At 43.3% G+C, this 21,867-nt stretch carries 22 protein-coding genes; 19 read left to right on the top strand and 3 right to left on the bottom strand.

Features of this window, described 5'->3' with window-relative positions:
- Positions 1–123 precede the first annotated feature (123 nt).
- The gene (locus FTU58_RS05580) at positions 124–1,059 is read left to right on the top strand and encodes a polyprenyl synthetase family protein (RefSeq protein WP_178866902.1); all 936 of its coding nucleotides are present in this window, start codon (positions 124–126) and stop codon (positions 1,057–1,059) included.
- Positions 1,060–1,183: 124 nt separating this feature from the next.
- Here FTU58_RS05580 and FTU58_RS05585 read toward each other — a convergent pair whose 3' ends face one another.
- A complete protein-coding gene (locus FTU58_RS05585; protein ID WP_096901797.1) occupies positions 1,184–1,540 on the bottom strand; it encodes a hypothetical protein in 357 nt (118 codons plus the stop codon).
- A gap of 440 nt (positions 1,541–1,980) precedes the next feature.
- Between FTU58_RS05585 and ndhC the strand changes: the two genes are divergently transcribed.
- The 16 genes from ndhC to FTU58_RS05665 all read left to right on the top strand — a co-directional run bounded on the left by ndhC (position 1,981) and on the right by FTU58_RS05665 (position 18,856).
- Positions 1,981–2,526 (top strand): NADH-quinone oxidoreductase subunit A, encoded by a 546-nt coding sequence (gene ndhC / locus FTU58_RS05590; protein WP_004975445.1) that lies wholly within the window; start codon positions 1,981–1,983, stop codon positions 2,524–2,526.
- 6 nt (positions 2,527–2,532) lie between these two features.
- Positions 2,533–3,210 carry an NADH-quinone oxidoreductase subunit B family protein gene (locus FTU58_RS05595; RefSeq protein WP_004975447.1) on the top strand — a complete coding sequence of 226 codons (678 nt, stop codon included), beginning with the start codon at positions 2,533–2,535 and terminating at the stop codon, positions 3,208–3,210.
- 85 nt (positions 3,211–3,295) lie between these two features.
- The gene (nuoC, locus tag FTU58_RS05600; RefSeq protein ID WP_004975450.1) at positions 3,296–5,083 is read left to right on the top strand and encodes an NADH-quinone oxidoreductase subunit C/D; all 1,788 of its coding nucleotides are present in this window, start codon (positions 3,296–3,298) and stop codon (positions 5,081–5,083) included.
- A gap of 14 nt (positions 5,084–5,097) precedes the next feature.
- Entirely contained in the window at positions 5,098–5,607 is a 510-nt protein-coding gene (gene nuoE / locus FTU58_RS05605) for an NADH-quinone oxidoreductase subunit NuoE (protein WP_004975451.1), read from the top strand.
- Complete coding sequence (gene nuoF / locus FTU58_RS05610) at positions 5,604–6,941, top strand: NADH-quinone oxidoreductase subunit NuoF (RefSeq protein WP_004975453.1); 1,338 nt, start codon at positions 5,604–5,606, stop codon at positions 6,939–6,941. The genes nuoE and nuoF overlap by 4 nt, the downstream gene beginning before the upstream one ends.
- 11 nt (positions 6,942–6,952) lie before the next feature.
- A complete protein-coding gene (nuoG, locus tag FTU58_RS05615; protein WP_131261530.1) occupies positions 6,953–9,637 on the top strand; it encodes an NADH-quinone oxidoreductase subunit NuoG in 2,685 nt (894 codons plus the stop codon).
- Positions 9,638–9,640: 3 nt separating this feature from the next.
- On the top strand, positions 9,641–10,660 hold the full coding sequence (nuoH, locus tag FTU58_RS05620; RefSeq protein ID WP_004975457.1) for an NADH-quinone oxidoreductase subunit NuoH: 1,020 nt from the start codon (positions 9,641–9,643) through the stop codon (positions 10,658–10,660).
- Positions 10,661–10,678: 18 nt separating this feature from the next.
- Positions 10,679–11,221: an NADH-quinone oxidoreductase subunit NuoI gene (gene nuoI / locus FTU58_RS05625; RefSeq protein WP_004975460.1), complete on the top strand. Its 543-nt coding sequence runs from the start codon at positions 10,679–10,681 to the stop codon at positions 11,219–11,221.
- A complete protein-coding gene (nuoJ, locus tag FTU58_RS05630; protein WP_171062597.1) occupies positions 11,221–11,739 on the top strand; it encodes an NADH-quinone oxidoreductase subunit J in 519 nt (172 codons plus the stop codon). The genes nuoI and nuoJ overlap by 1 nt, the downstream gene beginning before the upstream one ends.
- On the top strand, positions 11,739–12,047 hold the full coding sequence (nuoK, locus tag FTU58_RS05635) for an NADH-quinone oxidoreductase subunit NuoK (RefSeq protein WP_004975463.1): 309 nt from the start codon (positions 11,739–11,741) through the stop codon (positions 12,045–12,047). Before nuoJ ends, nuoK begins: the two co-directional genes overlap by 1 nt.
- On the top strand, positions 12,044–13,939 hold the full coding sequence (nuoL, locus tag FTU58_RS05640; RefSeq protein ID WP_131261529.1) for an NADH-quinone oxidoreductase subunit L: 1,896 nt from the start codon (positions 12,044–12,046) through the stop codon (positions 13,937–13,939). Before nuoK ends, nuoL begins: the two co-directional genes overlap by 4 nt.
- Position 13,940: 1 nt before the next feature.
- Positions 13,941–15,554 (top strand): NADH-quinone oxidoreductase subunit M, encoded by a 1,614-nt coding sequence (gene nuoM / locus FTU58_RS05645; RefSeq protein WP_180062190.1) that lies wholly within the window; start codon positions 13,941–13,943, stop codon positions 15,552–15,554.
- 3 nt (positions 15,555–15,557) lie between these two features.
- On the top strand, positions 15,558–17,051 hold the full coding sequence (gene nuoN, locus FTU58_RS05650; RefSeq protein ID WP_179989664.1) for an NADH-quinone oxidoreductase subunit NuoN: 1,494 nt from the start codon (positions 15,558–15,560) through the stop codon (positions 17,049–17,051).
- Between the two features lie 126 nt (positions 17,052–17,177).
- Positions 17,178–17,813, top strand: a complete 636-nt coding sequence (gene upp / locus FTU58_RS05655; protein WP_004975475.1) for a uracil phosphoribosyltransferase — start codon at positions 17,178–17,180, stop codon at positions 17,811–17,813.
- Positions 17,814–17,894: 81 nt separating this feature from the next.
- Entirely contained in the window at positions 17,895–18,188 is a 294-nt protein-coding gene (locus FTU58_RS05660) for a cold-shock protein (RefSeq protein WP_180062191.1), read from the top strand.
- An 86-nt stretch (positions 18,189–18,274) separates the two neighbouring features.
- Entirely contained in the window at positions 18,275–18,856 is a 582-nt protein-coding gene (locus FTU58_RS05665; RefSeq protein WP_096901807.1) for a cold shock domain-containing protein, read from the top strand.
- Between the two features lie 34 nt (positions 18,857–18,890).
- On the opposite strand, the gene gigC is transcribed toward FTU58_RS05665, so the two are convergent.
- Entirely contained in the window at positions 18,891–19,772 is an 882-nt protein-coding gene (gigC, locus tag FTU58_RS05670) for a LysR family transcriptional regulator GigC (RefSeq protein ID WP_004975482.1), read from the bottom strand.
- 85 nt (positions 19,773–19,857) lie between these two features.
- On the opposite strand from gigC, the gene FTU58_RS05675 reads away from it, so the two are divergent.
- Complete coding sequence (locus FTU58_RS05675) at positions 19,858–20,619, top strand: ferredoxin--NADP reductase (RefSeq protein WP_154320449.1); 762 nt, start codon at positions 19,858–19,860, stop codon at positions 20,617–20,619.
- A gap of 58 nt (positions 20,620–20,677) precedes the next feature.
- A complete protein-coding gene (locus tag FTU58_RS05680; protein ID WP_180061258.1) occupies positions 20,678–21,298 on the top strand; it encodes a hypothetical protein in 621 nt (206 codons plus the stop codon).
- Between the two features lie 141 nt (positions 21,299–21,439).
- Here FTU58_RS05680 and FTU58_RS05685 read toward each other — a convergent pair whose 3' ends face one another.
- Positions 21,440–21,862, bottom strand: a complete 423-nt coding sequence (locus FTU58_RS05685) for a hypothetical protein (protein WP_004975486.1) — start codon at positions 21,860–21,862, stop codon at positions 21,440–21,442.
- Positions 21,863–21,867: the final 5 nt, after the last annotated feature.

The raw sequence follows: 21,867 nt of genomic DNA on the forward strand, positions 1-21,867 counted from the left end.
ATAGCCTCTATCTCGATAGGGGCTTTCTTATGGCTGAAATGTTATATCAGTTCAGTTAAGGCTTAAAAAACTTTGAATTACAGGTACAATGCTGCAACACAGGCAGCTTACTGCTTATTAGACATGAACCAACCACTCGAGGCGAATGTGTCATCACTTCACGATTTACAGGCGCATGCATTAACCGCAGCCCAACAACGTATTCAGCAAGACTTGCTTACCGCTTTAGAGGCTTTTGCATTGCCAGAACCGTTAAAGTCTGCCGTGCATCATGCCGTCATGTTGGGTGGAAAACGTGTTCGCCCTGCCTTGTGTTATGCCACCGCAGCATTAAGACCGAATCAAAACTCTGCTGCGGTACGCCGTGCTGCAGTTGCGATTGAGCTGATTCATTGCTATTCATTGGCACATGATGACTTGCCGTGTATGGACAATGACTTGTTGCGTCGTGGGCAACCGACGTGCCATGCAGCGTATGGTGAAGATACAGCATTGTTGGCAGGCGACATTTTACAGTCGATGGCATTTGAAATTTTAGGCAGTCGTTTGTTTGATCAGGCTGTTGCAGTAGATCAAGGCATTGTGCTCAAACAGATGCAAATTTTAGCCACCGCTTCTTCAAAAATGGTCTGTGGTCAGGTTTTAGACTTGCAGTCTGAAGGTAAACAGGTAGATCAGGCGACTTTGGAAAATATCCACCGTAATAAAACAGGGGCGTTAATTTCTGCAGCGGTGATGATGGCAGCTGTGACCGTGTTTGATGGACGAGATAAAGCGATTCCGCAATTGCGTGAATATGCGCAGGCAATTGGTTTAGCCTTTCAGGTACAAGACGATATTTTAGATATTATTTCGGATACTGAAGTGTTAGGTAAAACTGCGGGGAAAGATGAACAAGTTGAAAAGTCGACCTATCCTGCACTCATGGGCTTGGAAAAAGCACAAGCTTATGCACAAGAATTGCACGATCAAGCCTTTGCTGCGTTGGCATATTTTAAAACTGATACCGTCTTAGAGTTACAGCAAATTTCCGAGTTTTTATTGTCACGTAAAAGCTAAATTATTCTAGATGGAGGGCTTGTGGCTCTCAATACTCAAAAGCGAGCAGATGCTCGCTTTTTTGTGCTTTATGAAAGTGTTGGCTGTTTTAAGCAACACACTTTAATGCAGATTCTATACGGCTTTATTCTTGTAGCGTTGCATCAGGTGGTAAAATTGCTTTGCCTTGTTTTAAGCTGTCTAAAGCCTCGCGGTTAAAATCTACCAACAAAGAATTATTTTGTGGATCAATCGCATAACGGCTAATTAATTTTTGATCGCCTTGTAAGGTTTCAAGGCGGTATTCATCTGCAATATTCATAATGCCGTCTAAATTAATGGTGGCAGATGCTTTGTCTTGGCGAAATAACTCGTAAATATCACGCAGGTCAAAAATTGCATTTTGTGCGTCAGGATGTTTTTCAAAATAATTTTGCAAATGACGAATAAATAATTGCGCAAACATAAAGTAATTTGGTTTGTGGGTATAGTCTAAGCTCATGTGTTTACTCCTTATTATTCAAATTTTTAATGCTTACTAGGAATAGCACACTCTGGGTGAAAAATTAAAGAAACTCAGGGTCTAAGTTGCAAAAACTACACAAAATTTTGTGCGGCTTAAACTAAGCTGAAACCTGAAGTTGCGATGATCTCTCTATAAATTTAAAAACTTTGCAACGAACCGCTCAATTGGTGTTTTGGAAAAAATAATCACAACTGACTTATCTATTTGTTAAAGCGATTAAGAGCCCTACGGAGTAGTGGAATTCTAAAATATCAAGTATTTGAATAAAAAATCATCCGAAAGACTAAGACTTATGAACTAGCAAGTGAAATCATAAATCAGGTACAATTGGCGTGATTAATTTTGTGTTTGGTGTATTTGAAGGCCAATACATACATTCTTTGTTAATAAATAGGCCTGCCAGGAGTTATCCCCGCATGAGTGCCATTACTCCATACGAATGGGCAATTATTGCCTTCGTGATCGGCGTTACATTTTTATGCGTCTTTATGCTGACCGTTCCTTTACTCCTTGGGGGTAAATCATGGGGGCGTGCGAAGCAAGAGCAGTTTGAGTCGGGTGTTGTAGGTGCTGGTGGAGCACGTATCCGCTTATCTGCAAAGTTCTATTTGGTTGCAATTTTCTTCGTTGTTTTCGACTTAGAAGCACTTTATCTATACGCATGGGCAGCTTCTGTTCGTGAAGTAGGTTGGGTGGGCTTTGCAACGGCTGCTGTATTTATTTTAGTTTTACTCGTTGGCTTAATTTATGAATTATCAACTGGTGCGCTGAACTGGGCTCCATCTGATAAGCGTAAAGCAGCAGGGATTAAACCTAAAATTGGTTCGCCAAATATGGATCTTGCAGAAATCACACGCTTTAACTCAATTGAAGAATTGGTAACGGACCCTACCGGTCAAATTCCAGCTCAATCCTCTGGTCGTGTAAAAAAATCTGCGACTACCTCATCTGACAAGGAGTAACTCGGGATGAAATATACCTTAACCCGTGCGAATCCCGATGCTGATCAATATCCACTTCAAGAGCGTCAGATCGTAACCGATCCGCTTGAAGAAGAAGTGAATAAAAATGTGTTCATGACTCGTTTAGAGGACTTGGCACATACAGCAGTAAACTGGGGACGTAAGAACTCAGTTTGGCCGTTTAACTTTGGTACATCGTGCTGCTACGTAGAGTATGCAACTACCTTAACAGGTGTGCATGACTTGTCACGTTTTGGTGCAGAAGTTATTCGTGCTTCACCGCGTCAGGCAGACTTGATGATTGTTGCAGGTACGTGTTTTGTGAAAATGGCACCTGTAATTCAACGTTTGTACGAGCAAATGCTTGAGCCTAAGTGGGTAATCTCAATGGGCGCATGTGCAAACTCAGGTGGTATGTACGACATTTATTCAGTTGTGCAAGGTGTGGATAAAATCATTCCTGTGGATGTGTACATTCCGGGTTGCCCACCACGTCCTGAAGCATTAATCCAAGCATTGATGTTATTACAAGACCAAATTCAATTAGAGCGTCGTCCGTTGTCTGCGGTGATTGGTGATGATCTTAAGCCAGTATATAAGCCGAAGATGATGCCAGAACGTGACCGTAAGAATGCGCAGCGTATTGCGGTGAAAAACTTACGCTCTATGGATGAAATTAAATAATTTAAACGTACAAATATTGATGCACCCGACGGGTGTAGTTGTCGTTTAGGTTGACTGAATTTGTATTAAATAGGAAGCCAAGCCAATGGCTGAAACTGACATTGCTATGCCAGAATCAACAGCAGTTGATTCACGCCCAGCATTTGCAATTGTAGAAGAGCTCAAAACCAAATTTGGTGAGAACTTCTATGTGCAAACGACTTTTGAAGATTTTCCAACAGTCTGGGTTGAGCGCGCACGTGTACAAGAAGTTTTAATGTTCTTGCGTACAGTGTCACGTCCATACGTGATGTTGTTCGACTTGTCTGCGGTAGATGAGCGTTTGCGTACTCACCGCGATGGTCTACCTGCGTCTGACTTTACTGTGTTCTATCACTTGTTATCGCTAGAGCGTAACACGGACATTCGTATTAAAGTTGCGTTGAATGAGAGTGATCTCAATATTCCAACAGCAACCAACATTTGGCCAAATGCCAACTGGTACGAGCGTGAAGCTTACGATATGTTTGGTATCAACTTCGAAGGGCATCCAATGCTTCGTCGTATCTTGTTGCCAACATATTGGGAAGGTCATCCGTTACGCAAAGAGTATTCTGCACGTGCAACGGAATATACACCGTATATGCAGAACCAAGCCAAACAAGACTTCGAGCAAGAACACCTTCGCTTTGTGCCTGAAGATTGGGGCTTAAAGCGCGGTAATAAAGACGAAGACTTCATGTTCCTGAACTTGGGTCCTAACCACCCATCTGCGCACGGTGCGTTCCGTGTAATTTTGCAGTTGGATGGTGAAGAAGTGAAAGACTGTGTGCCAGATATCGGCTATCACCACCGTGGTGTGGAAAAGATGGCTGAGCGTCAAACTTGGCATTCATTCATTCCTTATACAGACCGTGTGGACTACTTGGGTGGTTGTGCGCAAAACATGCCGTATGTCATGGGTGTGGAACAACTGGCAGGCATTACTGTGCCAGACCGCGCACAATGTATCCGTGTCATGATGTCGGAATTGTTCCGTATCAATAACCACTTATTGTTCATTGGTACTGCAATTCAGGATGCGGGCGGTATGACCCCTGTATTCTATATGTTCGCAGACCGTCAAAAAATCTACGATGCGATTGAAGCTATTACGGGTTACCGTATGCATCCAGCATGGTTCCGTATCGGTGGTACCGCACACGACTTACCAAACAACTGGCAACACCTGATTCGTGAAATCTTAGAGTGGATGCCAAAACGTATGAACGAATACTACACTGCGGCATTACGCAACTCGGTATTCATGGGTCGTACGCAAGGTGTAGCGCAGTATGATGCGAAATCTGCCTTGGCTTGGGGTGTGACAGGTACTGGTTTACGTGCAACAGGTATCGACTTTGACGTGCGTAAATACCGTCCATACAGTGGTTATGAAAACTATGACTTCGAAGTACCTGTAGAGTACGAAGGCGATGCTTACGCTCGTGTACTGGTTCACTTCCGTGAAATCGAAGAGTCATTGAAAATCATCAAACAATGTCTAGATAACATGCCATCTGGTCCATATAAAGCAGACCATCCATTGGCTGTTCCACCACCAAAAGACAAGACATTACAAGATATTGAAACCCTGATTACGCACTTCTTAAGCGTGTCTTGGGGTCCTGTAATGCCTGCTGGTGAAGCATCTGTAATGGCAGAAGTGGTGAAAGGTGCATCGAATTACTACTTGACTTCAGATAAGTCAACGATGAGTTACCGTACCCGTATTCGTACACCAACTTTCACGCATTTACAGCAAATGCCTTCTGTGATTAACGGCAGTCTGGTATCTGACTTAATCATTTATTTAGCGACCATTGACGTCGTAATGGCAGACGTGGATCGCTAAGGGGTAAACGCATTATGATGATTTTGACTGATAAAAAGCCACGTGTGAATGTTGAAGGGATTTTGACTGCGGAAGAAATCCATGAAATTGAACATCACATTGGTCATTATCCGTACCCACGTGCAGCATCTTTAGATGCCTTGAAGTGTGTACAGCGCCGTAATGGCTGGGTAGATGATGCGCAGCTCAATGCGATTGCACAGCTTCTAACCATCAGCGTTGCTGATTTAGAAGGTGTCGCAACATTCTATAACCGTATTTATCGCCAGCCTGTAGGTCGTCACGTGATTTTATTGTGTGACTCGATTGCATGCTTTTTGATGGGTGCAGAAACACTGGCAGAAGCATTCCAGCGTGAATTAGGCATTCAGTTTGGTCAAACGACTGCAGATGGTCGTTTCACGTTATTGCCAATTTGCTGTTTAGGAAATTGCGATAAGGGTCCAACCTTGATGATTGATGAAGATACTCACGGTTTAGTTGAGGTGACATCGGTGCAACAGTTATTGGAGAAGTATGTATGAATACCGAACCAAGACCAATTTATGGTGACGGTAACCCAGAAACGCATCCATTAACTTGGCGTTTAAGCAAGCAAGAGCACGTGCGTAATGCAGATGATTACGAAGCACTAGAAGGTTATGCAGGCTTTAAGAAAGCGATTTCTATGCCGCCTAAAGATGTGCTTGAAGTCATTAAAGCTGCGACAGTAAAAGGTCGTGGTGGTGCAGGCTTCCCAGCAGGGATCAAATGGTCACTGATGGCGCCAAACGACAATTCAGGTCCACGTTACCTGATTTGTAATGCCGATGAGATGGAACCGGGTACTTTCAAAGACCGTTTGTTGATGGAAAAACTTCCACACCAACTGATTGAAGGTATGCTGATTGCTGCGTACACGCTTGAAGCTACCCACGGCTATATCTTTATTCGTGGCGAATACATCGAAGCTGCACAGTACTTAAATGAAGCGATTGAGCAAATTCGTGCCAAAGGTTATTTGGGCGAAAACATTTTAGGTACCAACTGGGGCTTTGAGCTATACGTGCATACAGGCGCAGGTCGTTATATCTGTGGTGAAGAAACCGCATTGATTAACTCGCTTGAAGGTCGCCGTGCTAACCCACGTACTAAACCACCATTCCCGCAAGTTGCAGGGGCATGGGGTCGTCCAACGATTGTCAACAACGTAGAAACCTATAACAACTTACCTGCAATCATGTTGCGTGGTGCAGAGTGGTATATCGGTTTATCTGCAGGTAAATCGAAAGACCCTGGCACAAAAATTTACGGTGCTTCTGGTAAGGTGAAATTCCCAGGTCTATGGGAGCTTCCATTTGGTACGACTGCACGTGAAGTAATTGAAGACTATGCGGGTGGCATGCGTGATGGCTTGAAGCTAAAAGCATGGTTACCGGGTGGTGCATCTACCGACTTCTTGGCAGCAGAACACATTGACTTGCCTATGGATGCAGAAAGCATCATGAAGGCAGGTTCACGTTTAGGCACGTGTTTGCTTATGGTGGTCGATGAAACCCAGTGTATGGTTTCTGCAACCCGTAACTTAGAAGAATTCTTTGCGCGCGAATCATGTGGTTTCTGTACCCCATGTCGTGATGGTTTACCGTGGGCTGTAAAAGCACTCAAAGCAATTGAAAATGGCGAAGGGAAAGAAGAAGACATTCAACATCTTCAAGAACTCACCAAAAAATTGTGGATTGGTAAGACCTTCTGTGCTCACGCACCAGGTGCGATGGAGCCATTAATGGGCGCACTCAAATATTTCCGTGGCGAGTTTGAAGCAAAAGTGGCAAATAGCCGTCCTGCTGCTCAAGCTAGCAACGTAGAACAAGCTTAAGGAATTCGACTATGGCTACAATTCATGTCGATGGAAAATCGTACGAAGTCAATGGCTCGGAAAACTTGCTGCAAGCATGTTTGAGCCTTGGGATCGACATTCCGTACTTTTGTTGGCATCCATCCTTAGGTTCTGTCGGTTCTTGCCGTCAATGTGCCGTGACCCAATATGCGAACCCTGAAGATACTCGTGGTCGCTTGGTGATGTCATGTATGACACCTGCTGCTGACAATACCTATATCTCGATTGAAGACAAGGAAGCAACTGAGTTCCGTGCTTCAATTGTAGAGTTCTTGATGACCAACCACCCACACGACTGTCCAGTCTGTGAAGAAGGTGGTCACTGTCATTTACAAGATATGACTGTAATGACACAGCACGATCGTCGTCGTTACCGCTTTACTAAACGTACTCACTATAACCAAGAGCTTGGTTCGTTCATCGCGCATGAAATGAACCGTTGTATCGCGTGTTATCGTTGCGTGCGTTACTACAAAGACTATGCAGGCGGTACAGACTTTGGTGTCTATGCCAACGCATCACGTGTTTACTTTGGTCGTCCTGAATCGGGTACTTTGGAATCTGAATTCTCAGGTAACTTGACTGAAGTCTGTCCAACAGGTGTATTCACCGACAAAACTCACTCTGCGCGTTATAACCGTAAGTGGGACATGCAGTATGCGCCTAGCGTATGCCAAGGCTGTTCTTCAGGTTGTAACATCTCTCCGGGTGAGCGTTATGGCGAATTGCGTCGTGTAGAAAACCGCTTTAACGGTGAAGTCAACCAATACTTCCTATGCGATAAAGGTCGATTCGGTACAGGTTATGTGAACCGTGAAGATCGTCCACGTCAGCCTCAGTTCCGTAACGGTGCGAGCGTAGAAACCGTTTCTGTAGATGCTGCACTTGATACGATTATTGCCAAAGTTCAAGGCAAAAAAGTTTTGGGTATTGGTTCACCGCGTGCATCGCTTGAATCAAACTTTGCTTTGCGTGAGTTGGTGGGTCAAGACAACTACTCAACAGGTTTATCGCAAAAAGAGCAAAACTTGGTTGAACTTGCAGCTTCAATCATGCAAACCGAAGGGATTTACAACCCGGGTATGCGTGAAATTGAAGACTACGATGCTGTGTTAATTTTGGGTGAAGATTTAACCCAAACTGCACCACGTATGGCGTTGTCTGTTCGTCAAGCGGCGAAAAACAAAGCCAAAGAAATGGCGGCAGAGCGTCGTACGCCAGATTGGTTGGCTGAACCTGTGCAACGTATTGCGCAAGATGCAAAATCACCAATTTACATTTTGGCTGCAACGCAAACTCGTTTAGCTGATGTCGCAACAGGTGAAGTGGTTGCTTCTCCAAATGATATCGCACGTTTAGGTTTTGCCATTGCTGCTGCGGTTGCAGGTGACGTGATCACAGGTTTAGATGACGATGCGAAAGCATTTGCACAAACCATTGCTGACACGTTAAAAGCTGCGAAAAAACCATTGGTGATTTCAGGTACAAGCTTACTAGACGCTGCCATTATGGAAGCGGCTGCACAAGTGGCACAAAACTTGGGTGAAAACGCAGGTTTAAGCTTAACTGTGCCAGAAGTGAACTCAATGGGCTTGGCTATTTTTGGTGGTCAAAGCTTAGAGCAAGCATTTGCGCAAGATTACGATGCTGTGATTGTGGTTGAAAATGACTTATATCGTCGTTTACCTGCAGTACAAGTCGATGCAGCTTTAGCGAAAGCACAAGATGTCATCGTGCTAGATCATGCTGAAACCGCAACTGTGCAAAAAGCCAATATCGTACTTTCTGCAGCAAGCTTCGCGGAAGGTGATGGTACGGTGGTGAGTCAGGAAGGTCGTGCACAACGCTTCTTCCAAGTTTATGACCCAAGCTACTACAAACCTGAATTGGCGATTAAAGAATCTTGGCGCTGGTTACACGCACTTGAAACAGGCTTAAAAGGCAAAGCAATTGCTTGGACTGTTTTAGATGACGTGATTGAATCTGTAGTGAAGAATGTTCCAGCACTTGAAGCAATTCAAGATGTTGCACCAGATGCAGGTTTCCGTGTACATGGCTTAAAAGTTGCGCGTGAACCACGTCGTTACTCAGGTCGTACCGCTATGCGTGCACCGTTATCCATTCACGAACCAAAACAACCTGTCGATGTAGATTCAGCATTAACATTCTCTATGGAAGGTTATGTGGGTAATCAAACGCCAGCGGCACTTGTACCATTTGCTTGGTCTGCAGGTTGGAACTCGCCACAAGCTTGGAACAAATTCCAAGACAACGTGGGTGGTCACTTAAAAGGTGGTGACGCAGGTATTCGTTTATTCGACCGTTTGGCGAAACGTCCTGCACGTAGCTATGTTGCACCTGCACCAGTACTTGCAAATCCAGACAGCTTCCGTTTAATTCCAATGCATCACATTTTTGCATCGGGGGAATTTACGGTGAAAACTCCTGCAATGGAATCACGTATTCCTGAAGCAGTATTTGCTGTAGGTACGCAGGATGCGCAGCGTTTGAATCTACAAGATGGTCAAACAATTACTGTACAAGCAGGCGAAACATCTATCGTGTTGCCAGTACAAGTGATTGAATATTTACCTACAGGTTATATTGGCTACCCAATTGGTCTTGCACCAACGGTATCTCTTGCAGAGCCTGTTTCAGTCGCGGTAGGAGTGTAATTCATGCAACAAGAATTAATCCGTCAGACGCCGCTGTGGGCTGAGAACTGGCCAATTGCCTATTCAGTCATTCAAGCGATTGTCATCTTACTGGTTGTGGTATTGATTGCTGCACTCATGTCTTTTATTGAGCGTCGTTTACTGGGCTTATGGCAAGACCGTTATGGTCCGAACCGTGTAGGTCCTGGCGGTATGTTCCAGATTGTTGCCGACATGCTGAAAATCATGTTCAAAGAAGACTGGACACCAAAATTTGCCGACAAACTTACGTTCCGTATGGCACCAGCAGTTGCAATGGCAACTGCGGTACTGTCGTTCATGGTTATTCCTGTATCACCTTATTTAGGTGTGGCAGACATGAGCATTGGCCTGTTGTTCTTTATGGCAATGGCAGGTATCGCAGTGTATGCGGTGTTATTCGGTGGTTGGTCATCAAATAACAAATACGCCTTGCTTGGTGGTTTACGTTCAGCCGCGCAAACCATTTCTTATGAAGTGTTCTTGGGTATTTCACTCATGGGTGTGGTTGCAATTGCAGGCTCATTCAACATGCGTGAAATTGTTGAAGCGCAACGTGATGTTTGGTTTGTGATTCCACAATTCTTAGGTTTCTTGATTTTCGTGGTTGCAGGTGTTGCGGTAACTCACCGTCACCCATTTGACCAACCAGAAGCAGAACAAGAATTGGCTGAAGGTTATCACGTCGAATATGGCGGTATGAAGTGGGGGATGTTCTTCGTTGCAGAATATGTCAACGTGGTACTGATCTCTGCGCTTATCGTGACTCTATTCTTCGGTGGATGGCTAGCGCCGTTTAACCTTGAAATTCCATTCATTCCAGCAGCTTTCTGGTTCATTATCAAAACAGCATTCTTTGTGATGATGTTTGTCTTGGCTCGTGGTTCTTTAATGCGTCCGCGTTATGACCAAGTGATGAACTTTGGTTGGAAAATTTGCTTGCCATTGGCGCTTGTTAACCTTTTGGTAACTGGTGCTGTGATTCTTATGAATCATTCGGCCTAAGACAGCAGGGAGAACAATATGTTTAAGTTTCTAGCTGGGTTTGGGTCAATTGTACGTTCACTGTGGATGGTTTTCTCGCACGTGACACGTAAACGTGACACCATTTTGTATCCGGAAGTACCAGCCGAAGAAATTGTACCTCCACGCTTCCGTGGTCGTATTGTGTTAACACGCGATCCAGATGGCGAAGAGCGTTGTGTAGCATGTAACCTTTGTGCAGTTGCTTGTCCAGTAGGTTGTATTTCACTGCAAAAAGCAGAACAGGAAGATGGTCGTTGGTACCCAGAGTTTTTCCGTATCAACTTCTCACGCTGTATTTTCTGCGGTATGTGTGAAGAAGCATGCCCAACGACTGCAATTCAGTTAACACCTGACTTCGAGTTAGGTGAATATGTGCGTCAAGACTTGGTGTATGAGAAAGAACACTTACTCATTTCAGGTCCTGGTAAATATCCTGACTACAACTTCTACCGTGTAACGGGTATGGCTGTTACAGGTAAAGACAAAGGTCAAGCGCAACGTGAAAGCGCACCTATTGATGTACGGAGTCTATTACCATGATGTGGCCGTTTTACTTGATGGCACTCGTGGCCATTGTTTCTACGGTTCGTGTAGTGACTAACGCGAACCCAGTACATGCTTTATTAAGCTTGATCGTGTCATTACTTGCGGTTGCAGGCATGTTCATGATCGTGGGTGCACCATTTGCTGGTGCCTTGGAAATCATTGTTTATGCGGGTGCGATCATGGTCTTGTTCGTATTCGTGGTGATGATGCTCAACCTTGGTCAGCAAACTGTTGAGCAAGAGCGTAAATGGTTGACTTCATCAACTTGGGCATACCCAGCTTTGATGAGCTTCCTAATTGGTTTGGTTTTAGTGTGGTCATTAAGCTCAGACTACACTGCACCAAGCGCGCTTATGGGCACCGAAATGGTTGGTCCAAAAGCAGTGGGTCAAGCACTCTTTACTCAGTACTTATTGTTGGTTGAAGTTGCCGCAATGTTATTACTTGCAGCTTTGGTTGCAGGCTTCCACATCGGTAAACGTGAACCAAGTGCAGAAGAGGAAAAAGAATAATGGGCAACATCCCTTTAGAACATGGTTTGATTGTCGCGACCATTCTTTTTGCACTCGGTTTTTACGGTGTGATGGTGCGACGCAACCTACTATTTATTTTAATGGGCCTTGAAATCATGATGAACGCTGCGGCATTGGCGTTTGTCTTGGCTGGTAGTGCATGGGTACAACCAGATGGTCAGATCATGTTTATCCTGATCTTGACACTTGCTGCGGCAGAGGCGTGTATCGGTCTTGCGATCGTCCTTCAGTTCTATCATCGCTTCCATCATTTGGATGTGGATGCTGCTAGTGAGATGCGCGGATGAGTTATTTATATCTAACAGTATTGTTTCCGCTCATTGGTTTTATCCTTTTAGCGGCAGGGCGTAACAACTTACCTGAAAAAGTTGCTGCGATTATTGGCGTAGGTTCAGTGGGTCTGTCTGCATTATTTGCGCTAATTGCAGGCATGGACTTTGTGAACAACGGTTCGGTTGCAACGACTCAACATTTATGGACTTGGTTCAATGTGGGTGGTTTTGCACCTGCGTTTAGCTTGCACTTAGACGGTTTATCTTTGCTCATGCTGGGCATGATTACAGGCGTGGGTTTCTTAATTCACATCTTTGCATCATGGTATATGCGTGGTGAAGAAGACTTTGCACGTTTCTTCTCTTACTTCAACTTGTTCGTTGCGAGCATGTTGTTGTTGGTACTTGGCGATAACTTGGCGTTATTGTTCCTAGGTTGGGAAGGTGTAGGTTTGTGCTCTTACTTGCTGATTGGTTATTACTACCAAAACCCTGCAAACGGTTTTGCAGCAATCAAAGCATTTACCGTAACACGTGTGGGTGACGTTTTCCTACTGATCGCGTTGTTCTTGTTGTATCAACAATTTGGTACGTTGAACACACAATACATCGTAGAAAATGCAGCCAATGTAATGACTCAAAGCTCGTCGATCACCATTTGGACAGCGTTAATGTTGTTCTTGGGTGCTGCGGGTAAATCTGCACAAATTCCGTTGCAAACTTGGTTAGCCGATGCGATGGCAGGTCCTACACCTGTATCTGCATTAATCCACGCTGCAACCATGGTAACTGCGGGTGTTTACTTATGCTGCCGTATGTTCAGCGTATTTGAACTTGCACCTGAAGTGATGTTATTCATTTCAATTACAGGTGCTGTGACCTTGCTAGTTGCTGGTTTTGCAGCATTGGTTCAAACCGACATCAAACGTATTTTGGCTTACTCAACTATGAGTCAGCTGGGTTATATGTTTATGGCAGTTGGTGCAGAAGCATACCAAGCGGGTCTATTCCACATGTTAACTCACGCATTCTTCAAGGCATTATTATTCTTGTCTTCTGGTGCGGTGATTTTGGCTTACCATCACGAACAAAACATTTTCAAAATGGGTGGCTTGTTCTACAAGAACAAATTCCTATTTGCATGTTTCGCAATTGGTGGCGGTGCATTGGCAGCGATTCCATTCTTGACCATTGGTTTCTTCTCAAAAGACGCTATTTTGGCAGCAGTTTGGACGCAAAGTCATATCGCAGGTATTCCGCTATATAACACCTTATATTGGGTGGGTGTAGCAGGTGCATTCTTAACGTCAATTTATACATTCCGCTTAATTTGGGTTGTATTCTTTGGTAAAGAAAACACACCGTATCACGAGATCAAAGGCGCAACTTACTGGTTCCCATTGGCAGTGCTTGCAGTACTTTCAACTGGTTTAGCGATTGTATTAAAAGCACCAGTGATGAGCATTCTTGATGCTGCAAAAATCCCAGCATTTGTGATTCCTGAAGCATTAGAAGCAGGCGCACATGGTGCAGAGTATGTTGCAATTGGTGTGGCTTTGGCTGGTTTAGCAGTAGGTGTGGTGTTATTTGCCTTTGCTTACAATGCTGTAAAAGGTTTTGCGCAAACTTCATTGGGCGCAGGCCTTGCCAACATTTGCCGTAATGCACTTGGTTTCGATGCGTTGTATGACATCGTATTTGTAAAACCATACTTGCTGATTGCCAAACTATTAGGTCGTGATCCAGTGGATGGTATGTGGTTAGTACTGCCTGCACTGGTGAAAGGTGGTCATAGCTTCACAAGTTCACGTCAAACTGGTTCATTACGTGAGTACGCATCGAGTATGGCACTTGGTGTGGTGGTCTTACTAATGATCTTGATCGTGATTCAGGTCGTGGGGAAATAAGATGGATACTCCAAACAATTTAATTCTACCCGCGCTGATCCTTGTTCCGTTCATTGCAGGTTTTATTTGCTGGTTGGTCGATAAACTCGACGATAAATTACCGCGTTACATTGCTTTAGTGGGCATGCTCGTTACTTTGGGCTTAACTGTCGCATTGTGGCAAGGTGCTAGCTATAACTATGAATTAGGCGCTCAAGTTCCAACTTGGTCGGCTGAATTTATGCTGCCTTGGATTCAAACCCTAGGCATCAACATTCACTTAGCGGTGGATGGCTTATCTTTACTCATGGTGGGTTTAACTGCATTACTGGGTATTTTAGCGGTAGGCTGTTCATTTGGTGAGATTCAAAAGAACGTCGGTTTCTTCCACCTTAACCTTTTATGGTCTTTGGGTGGGGTAATTGGCGTATTCCTTGCGATTGACTTGTTCCTGTTCTTCTTCTTCTGGGAGATGATGCTTGTACCAATCTACTTCCTGATTGCGTTATGGGGTCATAAAGGTTCAAATGGTCGTTCACGTGTTTACGCTGCAACCAAATTCTTTATCTACACGCAAGTTGCTGGTTTAATCATGTTGATTGGTATCTTAGGTCTAGTGATCTATGGATACATGATGTCAGGTACTATTTCATTCAACTACAACTATTTATTGGCTGTAGCGAATACCCTTGACGCACAATTACCAGCAGTCGCTTATGCTCTCATGATCTGTTTATTCATCGGTTTTGCGGTAAAACTTCCAGTTTTCCCATTACACGGTTGGTTACCAGATGCACACGCACAAGCGCCTACAGCGGGTTCTGTCGACCTTGCAGGTATTTTGATTAAAACTGCAGCATACGGTTTACTACGTTTCGTGATTCCATTCTTCCCAGCGGCTTCTGCTCAGTTTGCTGACATTGCCATTATTTTGGGTTTAATTGGGGTGTTCTACGGTGCGTGGTGTGCTTTCCAGCAAACCGATATGAAGCGTTTACTTGCTTATACCTCTATTTCGCACATGGGCTTCGTATTACTTGCAATTTATGCAGGTAATATTCTGACTTACCAAGGCTTAATGATCATGATGTTGGCACATGGCTTGTCATCTGCAGCTCTGTTCATTATGTGTGGTCAAATTTATGAGCGCGTACACACACGTGACATGCGTTTAATGGGCGGTATTCGTGGTCAATTCCAATACCTTTCATTCTTCCTGATGTTCTTTGTGGCAGCGTTAGTTGGTATTCCTGGTTTAGGTAACTTTATTGGTGAATTCCTGATTTTAATGGGTTCATTTGAACAGTTCCCAGCCTTCACAATTATTGCGGCAATCAGCTTAGTTTTTGCAGGTGTTTACGGTTTAATCCTGATTCACAAAGCTTTGTTTGGTGTACCAAATGAAGAGCAAAAACAGCACTATGCAAATCCGTTAAAAGATTTAAATGCACGTGAAGTTGTGATTCTTTCAATTTGTGCGCTGGGTCTAGTATGGCTTGGTCTGTATCCACAAACCTTCCTTGATATTTCAAATTCAAGTATGGCGTGGTTAGCAAATAGCTACATCCCAGTTCAAGAAGTAGTTGAAGTTACGCAAGAAGTAACAGCTCAACTCGAAAATGTGGAGATCCAATAAGCCATGAACTTCACAATGTCATTTTCTGAGCTTATGCCTTTAGCTCCTGTGATGATCGTGGCTTTAACTGCGATTATCGTGATGATCCTTACTGCAATTAAGCGTAACCATAACTTAATTGCTACAGCATCAGTGGTGGGCTTGAACCTCGCTGCTGCTTACCTTTTACTCATGATGTTTGGCGGGAATTTTGCTCCTGCCAGCGTGATGGGCATGTTTATGATTGATCCGTTCACCTTGTTATATCAACTGGTGATTCTGATCGCAGCATTGGCATGTTCTACTTTGTCTCATGCTTATATTGAGACCTATAAAGACAACCGCGAAGAACTTTACATCTTGATGTTATGTTCTGTAGCGGGTGCTATGTTGATGGTGTCAAGTTCGCACTATGCATCGTTCTTCATTAGCCTTGAGTTAATGTCAATTCCTGTTTATGGCTTATTGGCATATACCCACCAGCGTTCTAAATCTTTAGAAGCGGGTGTGAAGTACTTAGTATTGTCTGCAACTGCATCAGCAATGTTGCTTATGGGTATGGCGTACATTTATGCGTACACAGGTTCATTGTCGTTCTATGACTCTGTTCAAGCATTAATGCAAAACATCCAGCAACCTTTGGTAATTTTAGGTTTAGGCTTAATTGTCTTTGCTGTGGCATTTAAACTGTCTTTGGCGCCATTCCACAAATGGACACCAGACGTTTATGACGGTGCGCCTGCACCAATCGCAACCTTCCTTGCGACTGCAGCGAAAGTAGCAACCATTGGTTTGTTCGTGCGTTACATTTTGGGTTCAGGGGCAATCCTGATCGACTCGATTGTAACTATCATGACCATTATTGCCGTGCTTTCAATTTTGGTGGGTAACTTCCTTGCTGTACGTCAAGTGAACTTGAAACGTATTTTGGCTTACTCATCAATTGCACACTTTGGTTATTTGTTGATTGGTTTGATCAGCATGACTTATGCAAGCTTGGGTAATGTCAGCGTTTATGTGATTACCTATGTCTTGACGACTATTGGCGCGTTTGGTGCAGTGGCATTAATGTCTAGCCCATACAACAACGTAGCAGAAGCTGAAAGTTTGGCTGACTACCGTGGTTTGTTCTGGCGTCGTCCAGTATTGACTGCTGTATTAACCGTGATGATGCTTTCTCTTGCAGGTATTCCATTAACTGCAGGCTTCATTGGTAAGTTCTTGGTGGTGATGGCTGCGGTAACGACTCAGCACTGGTTCTTAGCTGCGATGATCATCGTAGGTTCAGGTATTGGTTTGTACTACTACTTGCGCGTTATGGTGGTGATGTATATGACACCGCCAGATGAACCAAAAATGGACGCTGTTGATCATTGGGGTCAAAAAGTGGGCGGTATTATGGTATTGGCTGCAGCTTTAGCGGTATTGGTGATTGGTGTTTATCCAGACCCAATTATCAAAATTGCACTTGAAGCTGAAATTTTGTCACCAATCCATTTCATGCTGTCACAGCAATAATTTGAAAGAAGTTTAACTTTCAGTCAAAAAGCCTTCATAAATTGAGGGCTTTTTGGTTTATATACACAATAAAAACAGCATATAATAAAATGATATTTGCTTTTCTTTCCTTTTAGGTGTTCTCCCGTGGCTATTCATGAAATCCGACATCCGCTTATTCGTCATAAATTAGGGCTATTACGTCGTGCTGATATCAGCACCAAAAACTTCCGTGAATTGGCACAAGAAGTCACCATGTTGCTGACTTATGAAGCGACCAAAGATTTGCCTATGGTCGAGCACGAAATTGCGGGTTGGAATGGTGCAGTCACTGTAGACCGTATTGCGGGTAAAAAAATTACGGTTGTGCCTATTTTACGTGCAGGTATTGGCATGTTAGATGGTTTCTTAAACTTGATTCCAAGTGCCAAAGTGTCTGTACTTGGCTTGGAACGTGATGAAGAAACTTTAGAAGCGCGTACGTACTACAAAAAATTAGTACCAGATGTACAAAACCGTATTGCGATGATTATTGACCCTATGCTTGCCACAGGTTCATCTTTAGTGGCAGCGATTGATTTGCTCAAAGCCAGTGGTTGTAAAGACATTCGTGTGATGGTTTTGGTTGCAGCGCCAGAAGGCATTCAACGTGTAGAAGCCGCGCATCCAGATGTGGTGATCTTTACTGCATCGGTAGATGAAGGTTTAAACCAAGATGGTTATATTGTGCCTGGCTTGGGTGATGCAGGCGATAAAATTTTTGGTTCAGTGCAAAAAGATTAAGCCGAATGTCGGTGAAAAAGAGGCATTAACTGCCTCTTTTTTATATACTCATATAAAGTGCAGCTCGTAAAAGGTTAAGCCATGAAATCTGAACAATATCAAGGGAAAATCATACAATATAATGCCGAAAAAGGCTATGGATTTATTGCCGCACCTGAAGGTGAAGTGTTTTTCCATATCTCGGATTTTCCTGCGGCTGAAGGCGAGCCAAAGCGCAATGATCGCGTTAAATTTAATGTGGTTCAAAATGGTGATCGTTATAAAGCCATTAATATTGAACCTGTAGAAGATAAATCCAAAAAAGCAAAAAAAGCCAAAGCGGTTGCTGCGAATACGTCGATTACGTCTGCATTGTTATCAAACTTAAAGCGTTAGTTTTAAATGTTTTCATGCACAGAAAAGAGGCATTTTCGCCTCTTTTTTTGTACAATAATCAAAAATTAACGTGAAAAGAGTAATTTATGTTTTTAGAAGGGAAAATAAAAACTTATAACGAAGAACGAGGCTTTGGTTTTATTCAAATAGAAGGAGAGCCTAAAGATTTATTTTTTCATATTAAAGATTTTCCCAATAAAAATATTCCACTAAAAGTGGGAGAAAATCTAAAATTTCGTAAAGTAGAAGAAAATGGCAAGTTCAAAGCAGATAATATTGTCCGTCTAGATATTAAGGTTGCAGTCGAAAGGCATACACCTCAATCAAGGGCAATTCATACGACAAAGCAGAATCATAAAAGACAGCAGAAGTCTGAAAATAACTCATCCAATTTTGTTACTTATATTGGTATATTGATTATATTCGGCTTGGCTTATGCAGTATTTAATAAGTACCAAGCTTGGCAAAATAGTCAGCCTGAAGCTTTATCAGTACAAAAAGTAGTAGAAGTTCCTGTTGTTGAACAGAACTTTACTTGTGATGGGCGTGAGCACTGTAGTCAAATGACGTCTTACGAAGAAGCATTATTCTTTATACGAAATTGTCCAAATACTAAAATGGACGGTGATGGTGACGGCATACCGTGTGAGAGTCAGTTTAATCGCTAAAAAAAGAGTACCATCATCGGTACTCTTTTATAAACTATTTCGCGTCGCAAAACTTCATAAATGCCTTTAAGCCAGGCCCTTGGTATTTCTGACGATGCACCAACATGAATAACGGGCGCGTCAGTTGCCAGAAAGGTGTATCTAAAATCACCAATTGACCTTTTTCTAGTAAAGGTTCAATCGCCAATCGTGAAATACACGACATACCAATCCCACCTGCGACAATTTTTAAAATCGCTTCGTTATGACCCAAAGTTAAACGAATATTGGCATCAGGCAGGTCTTTTAAAATTGCATTGTCAAACACTTCACGGGTACCTGAACCTTCTTCACGTAAAATCCACTCGGCATCTTCAAAATCTGCAATGCTTAAAGCACGGTTTAACTGCGCTAGAGGATGACTTGGCGCACAGCACACTGCAAGTTCATCATCACGCCAATGAATACATTGGAGTTGGGGTAAGTGACAAGAACCTTCAATCAGTGCTAAATCTAGCTGAAATTGGTTTACAGCTTCAATCATTTGGCGGGTATTGCCCACTTGTAACTGTAAATGCGCCTGCGGCTGAATTTGCAAAAAGTCTGCCATTAAATCAGGCATCAAATAGTCACTAATGGTAAGAGTTGCACCTAAACGCAAATCAATACTTTGTAGCTCGCCTTTAGCGGCTTGCTCAAATGCTTCACAACGACCCAAAATTTCTAAGGCTTGTGGCAATAAAAAACGACCCAAATCATTTAGTTGTAGACGCTTACCCAAACGGTCAAACAGTGGAGCGCCTAAGCCATCTTCCAAATCTGCTAAGGCCATGCTTGCAGCACTTTGGGTGAGCTTAACGGCATCACTGGCTTTGGTTACTGTCCCTTCTTGGGCAACTGCTACAAAAACCGCCAACTGGCGTAAAGTCATGCGCATGAATCAAGCCTTAACATTTAAAAAATATTCATAAATTACCCCGACATGCTAACATGAGCACAGTCTTTCATGCCACGCTCAAATCATGTCAATTGAAAAATTTACTTTAGAAAAAGTGCTTTCGGTTCATCGTTGGACCAACACCTTGTTTAGCTTCACCATGACCCGACCTGCGCATTTTAAATTTACCGCAGGGCAGTTTGCACGTATCGGGTTAAAAGTGGGCGATGAATTGGTAGTACGTGCTTATTCGGTGGTGTCATCACCCTTTGATGAAACTTTAGAGTTTTTCTCGATTGTCGTGCCAGCTGGTGCATTTACTTCTAACTTGCAGCACCTTCAAGTGGGGGATGAGCTGTACTTGGAAAAAATCCCTTATGGTTTTTTGACCTTGGCGCGTTATCAGTTGCCTGCGCCACACGATTTATGGTTGTTGGCCACAGGTACAGGTCTTGCACCGTTTTTATCCATGCTGCAAGATTTTGAAACGTGGACAAAATATCAATATATCTATTTGGTTTATAGTGTGCGCACCGAAGCCGAATTAGCTTATGTCGATAAAATTCACGAAATTGCCGAAACTTTTGGCGAAGGGCATACAGGCTTTGAGTTTATCCCAATTATCACTCGCGACCCTCAAGCTGCTTTGCATGATCGTTTGCCTGTATTAATTGCGAATGGCGAACTGGAACAGGCTGCAGGCAGTGTACTCAACCCTGAAACTAGCCATGTGATGTTATGCGGTAACCCTGCCATGGTTGATGATACCAAAGAAGCCTTAAAAGCACGTGGTTTAAGCATGAACCGCCGTGGGGAAGGTAATATTGCAGTTGAAAATTATTGGTGAGGATGTGATACAACTATTCAAATATCAACTGTTCAAATATATAGCCAGCGCAGGGCTGATGTTTATAGTCGCACAAACCGTACAGGCTGAAACGGTGGAAACTCAGGTTGCTGTGCAAGATCACGTACTCATTTATGATGGGCCACTTAGCCCTGAAGCCAACGCACGTGCAGCGGAATTACTTAAACAGTCAGATAAAATTGATACCTTAAAAATCAACAGTCGGGGTGGCGAGATCGGCTTAGGTATTGATTTGGGCAATTTGGTCTTTGACCATCAACTTAATGTAGAAGTTGCGCAGTATTGCTTTTCTTCTTGTGCCAATTATGTGTTTCCTGCGGGCAAAGTAAAATATTTAAACTTGCGTAGTCAGTTGGGTTGGCATGGTGGCAGTTTGCAAAAAATGCAATTTGAAAGTGCCGAAATGGAACAAATGTATAATGAATATATTGGCCCAATCCGTGCAAAGGAAACCGCTTTTTTTCAGAAAATTAAAGTTCAGCAAAGCTCAACCATTGCAGGGCAGACTCCTGAATATGAAAAATATCAAGACTGTGTCGGTTGGCGCTATACATCTAAGAAAATGCGAAGTTTTGGCATAGATCAGGTGCGTTTTAAGCAGGTTTTGTGGCTGCCTAAATCGAGTTTTGAAAATAAATGTATTTTCACAATTCGCTAAAAATTGGTTGTTGAGGTGATCTTCACCATTCATATAAAAACCTCATCTACAACGGTGCAGATGAGGTTTTTTACTTTGTACGATTCCAGTTTGAAAACAACTTTTAAGGGTAATACTTGAAAGTGAATTTTTTTAAAGAGATTAATGCACAAACATATCCATATATTCGCGGATTTCCTGAATCGCGCTATCGACATCGCTACTTAGCCAAGTCGGTTCAAAAAAACCTGCATAATGCTCTAAGCGCTCTTGAGGAACCACCAAACGCACAGGACATTCTTCTTCAAGTAAGCGCCACGGTAAAATTGGCACTTCATTATCCAGAAATGCAGCAATGTTGCGAATATCAATGATCATGGCATTCACACAATCTGGAAATGGCATGACCGAAAATTCTTCGGTACGACGACGGAAATATTCCAAATCGCCCCATTTGAGCAGATAGCTGGGCTTGCTAAATTCAATAATACCAATGAGATGCCCATCACGGGTATAGTGCAAGGCACATTGATGAGTGACGTCAGTGTCAAGATCAAGCGATACACTTTGTTGACGATACGCCATAAAGT

This window comes from Acinetobacter sp. YH12120, from assembly GCF_013418795.1.
Taxonomy (GTDB): domain Bacteria; phylum Pseudomonadota; class Gammaproteobacteria; order Pseudomonadales; family Moraxellaceae; genus Acinetobacter; species Acinetobacter towneri.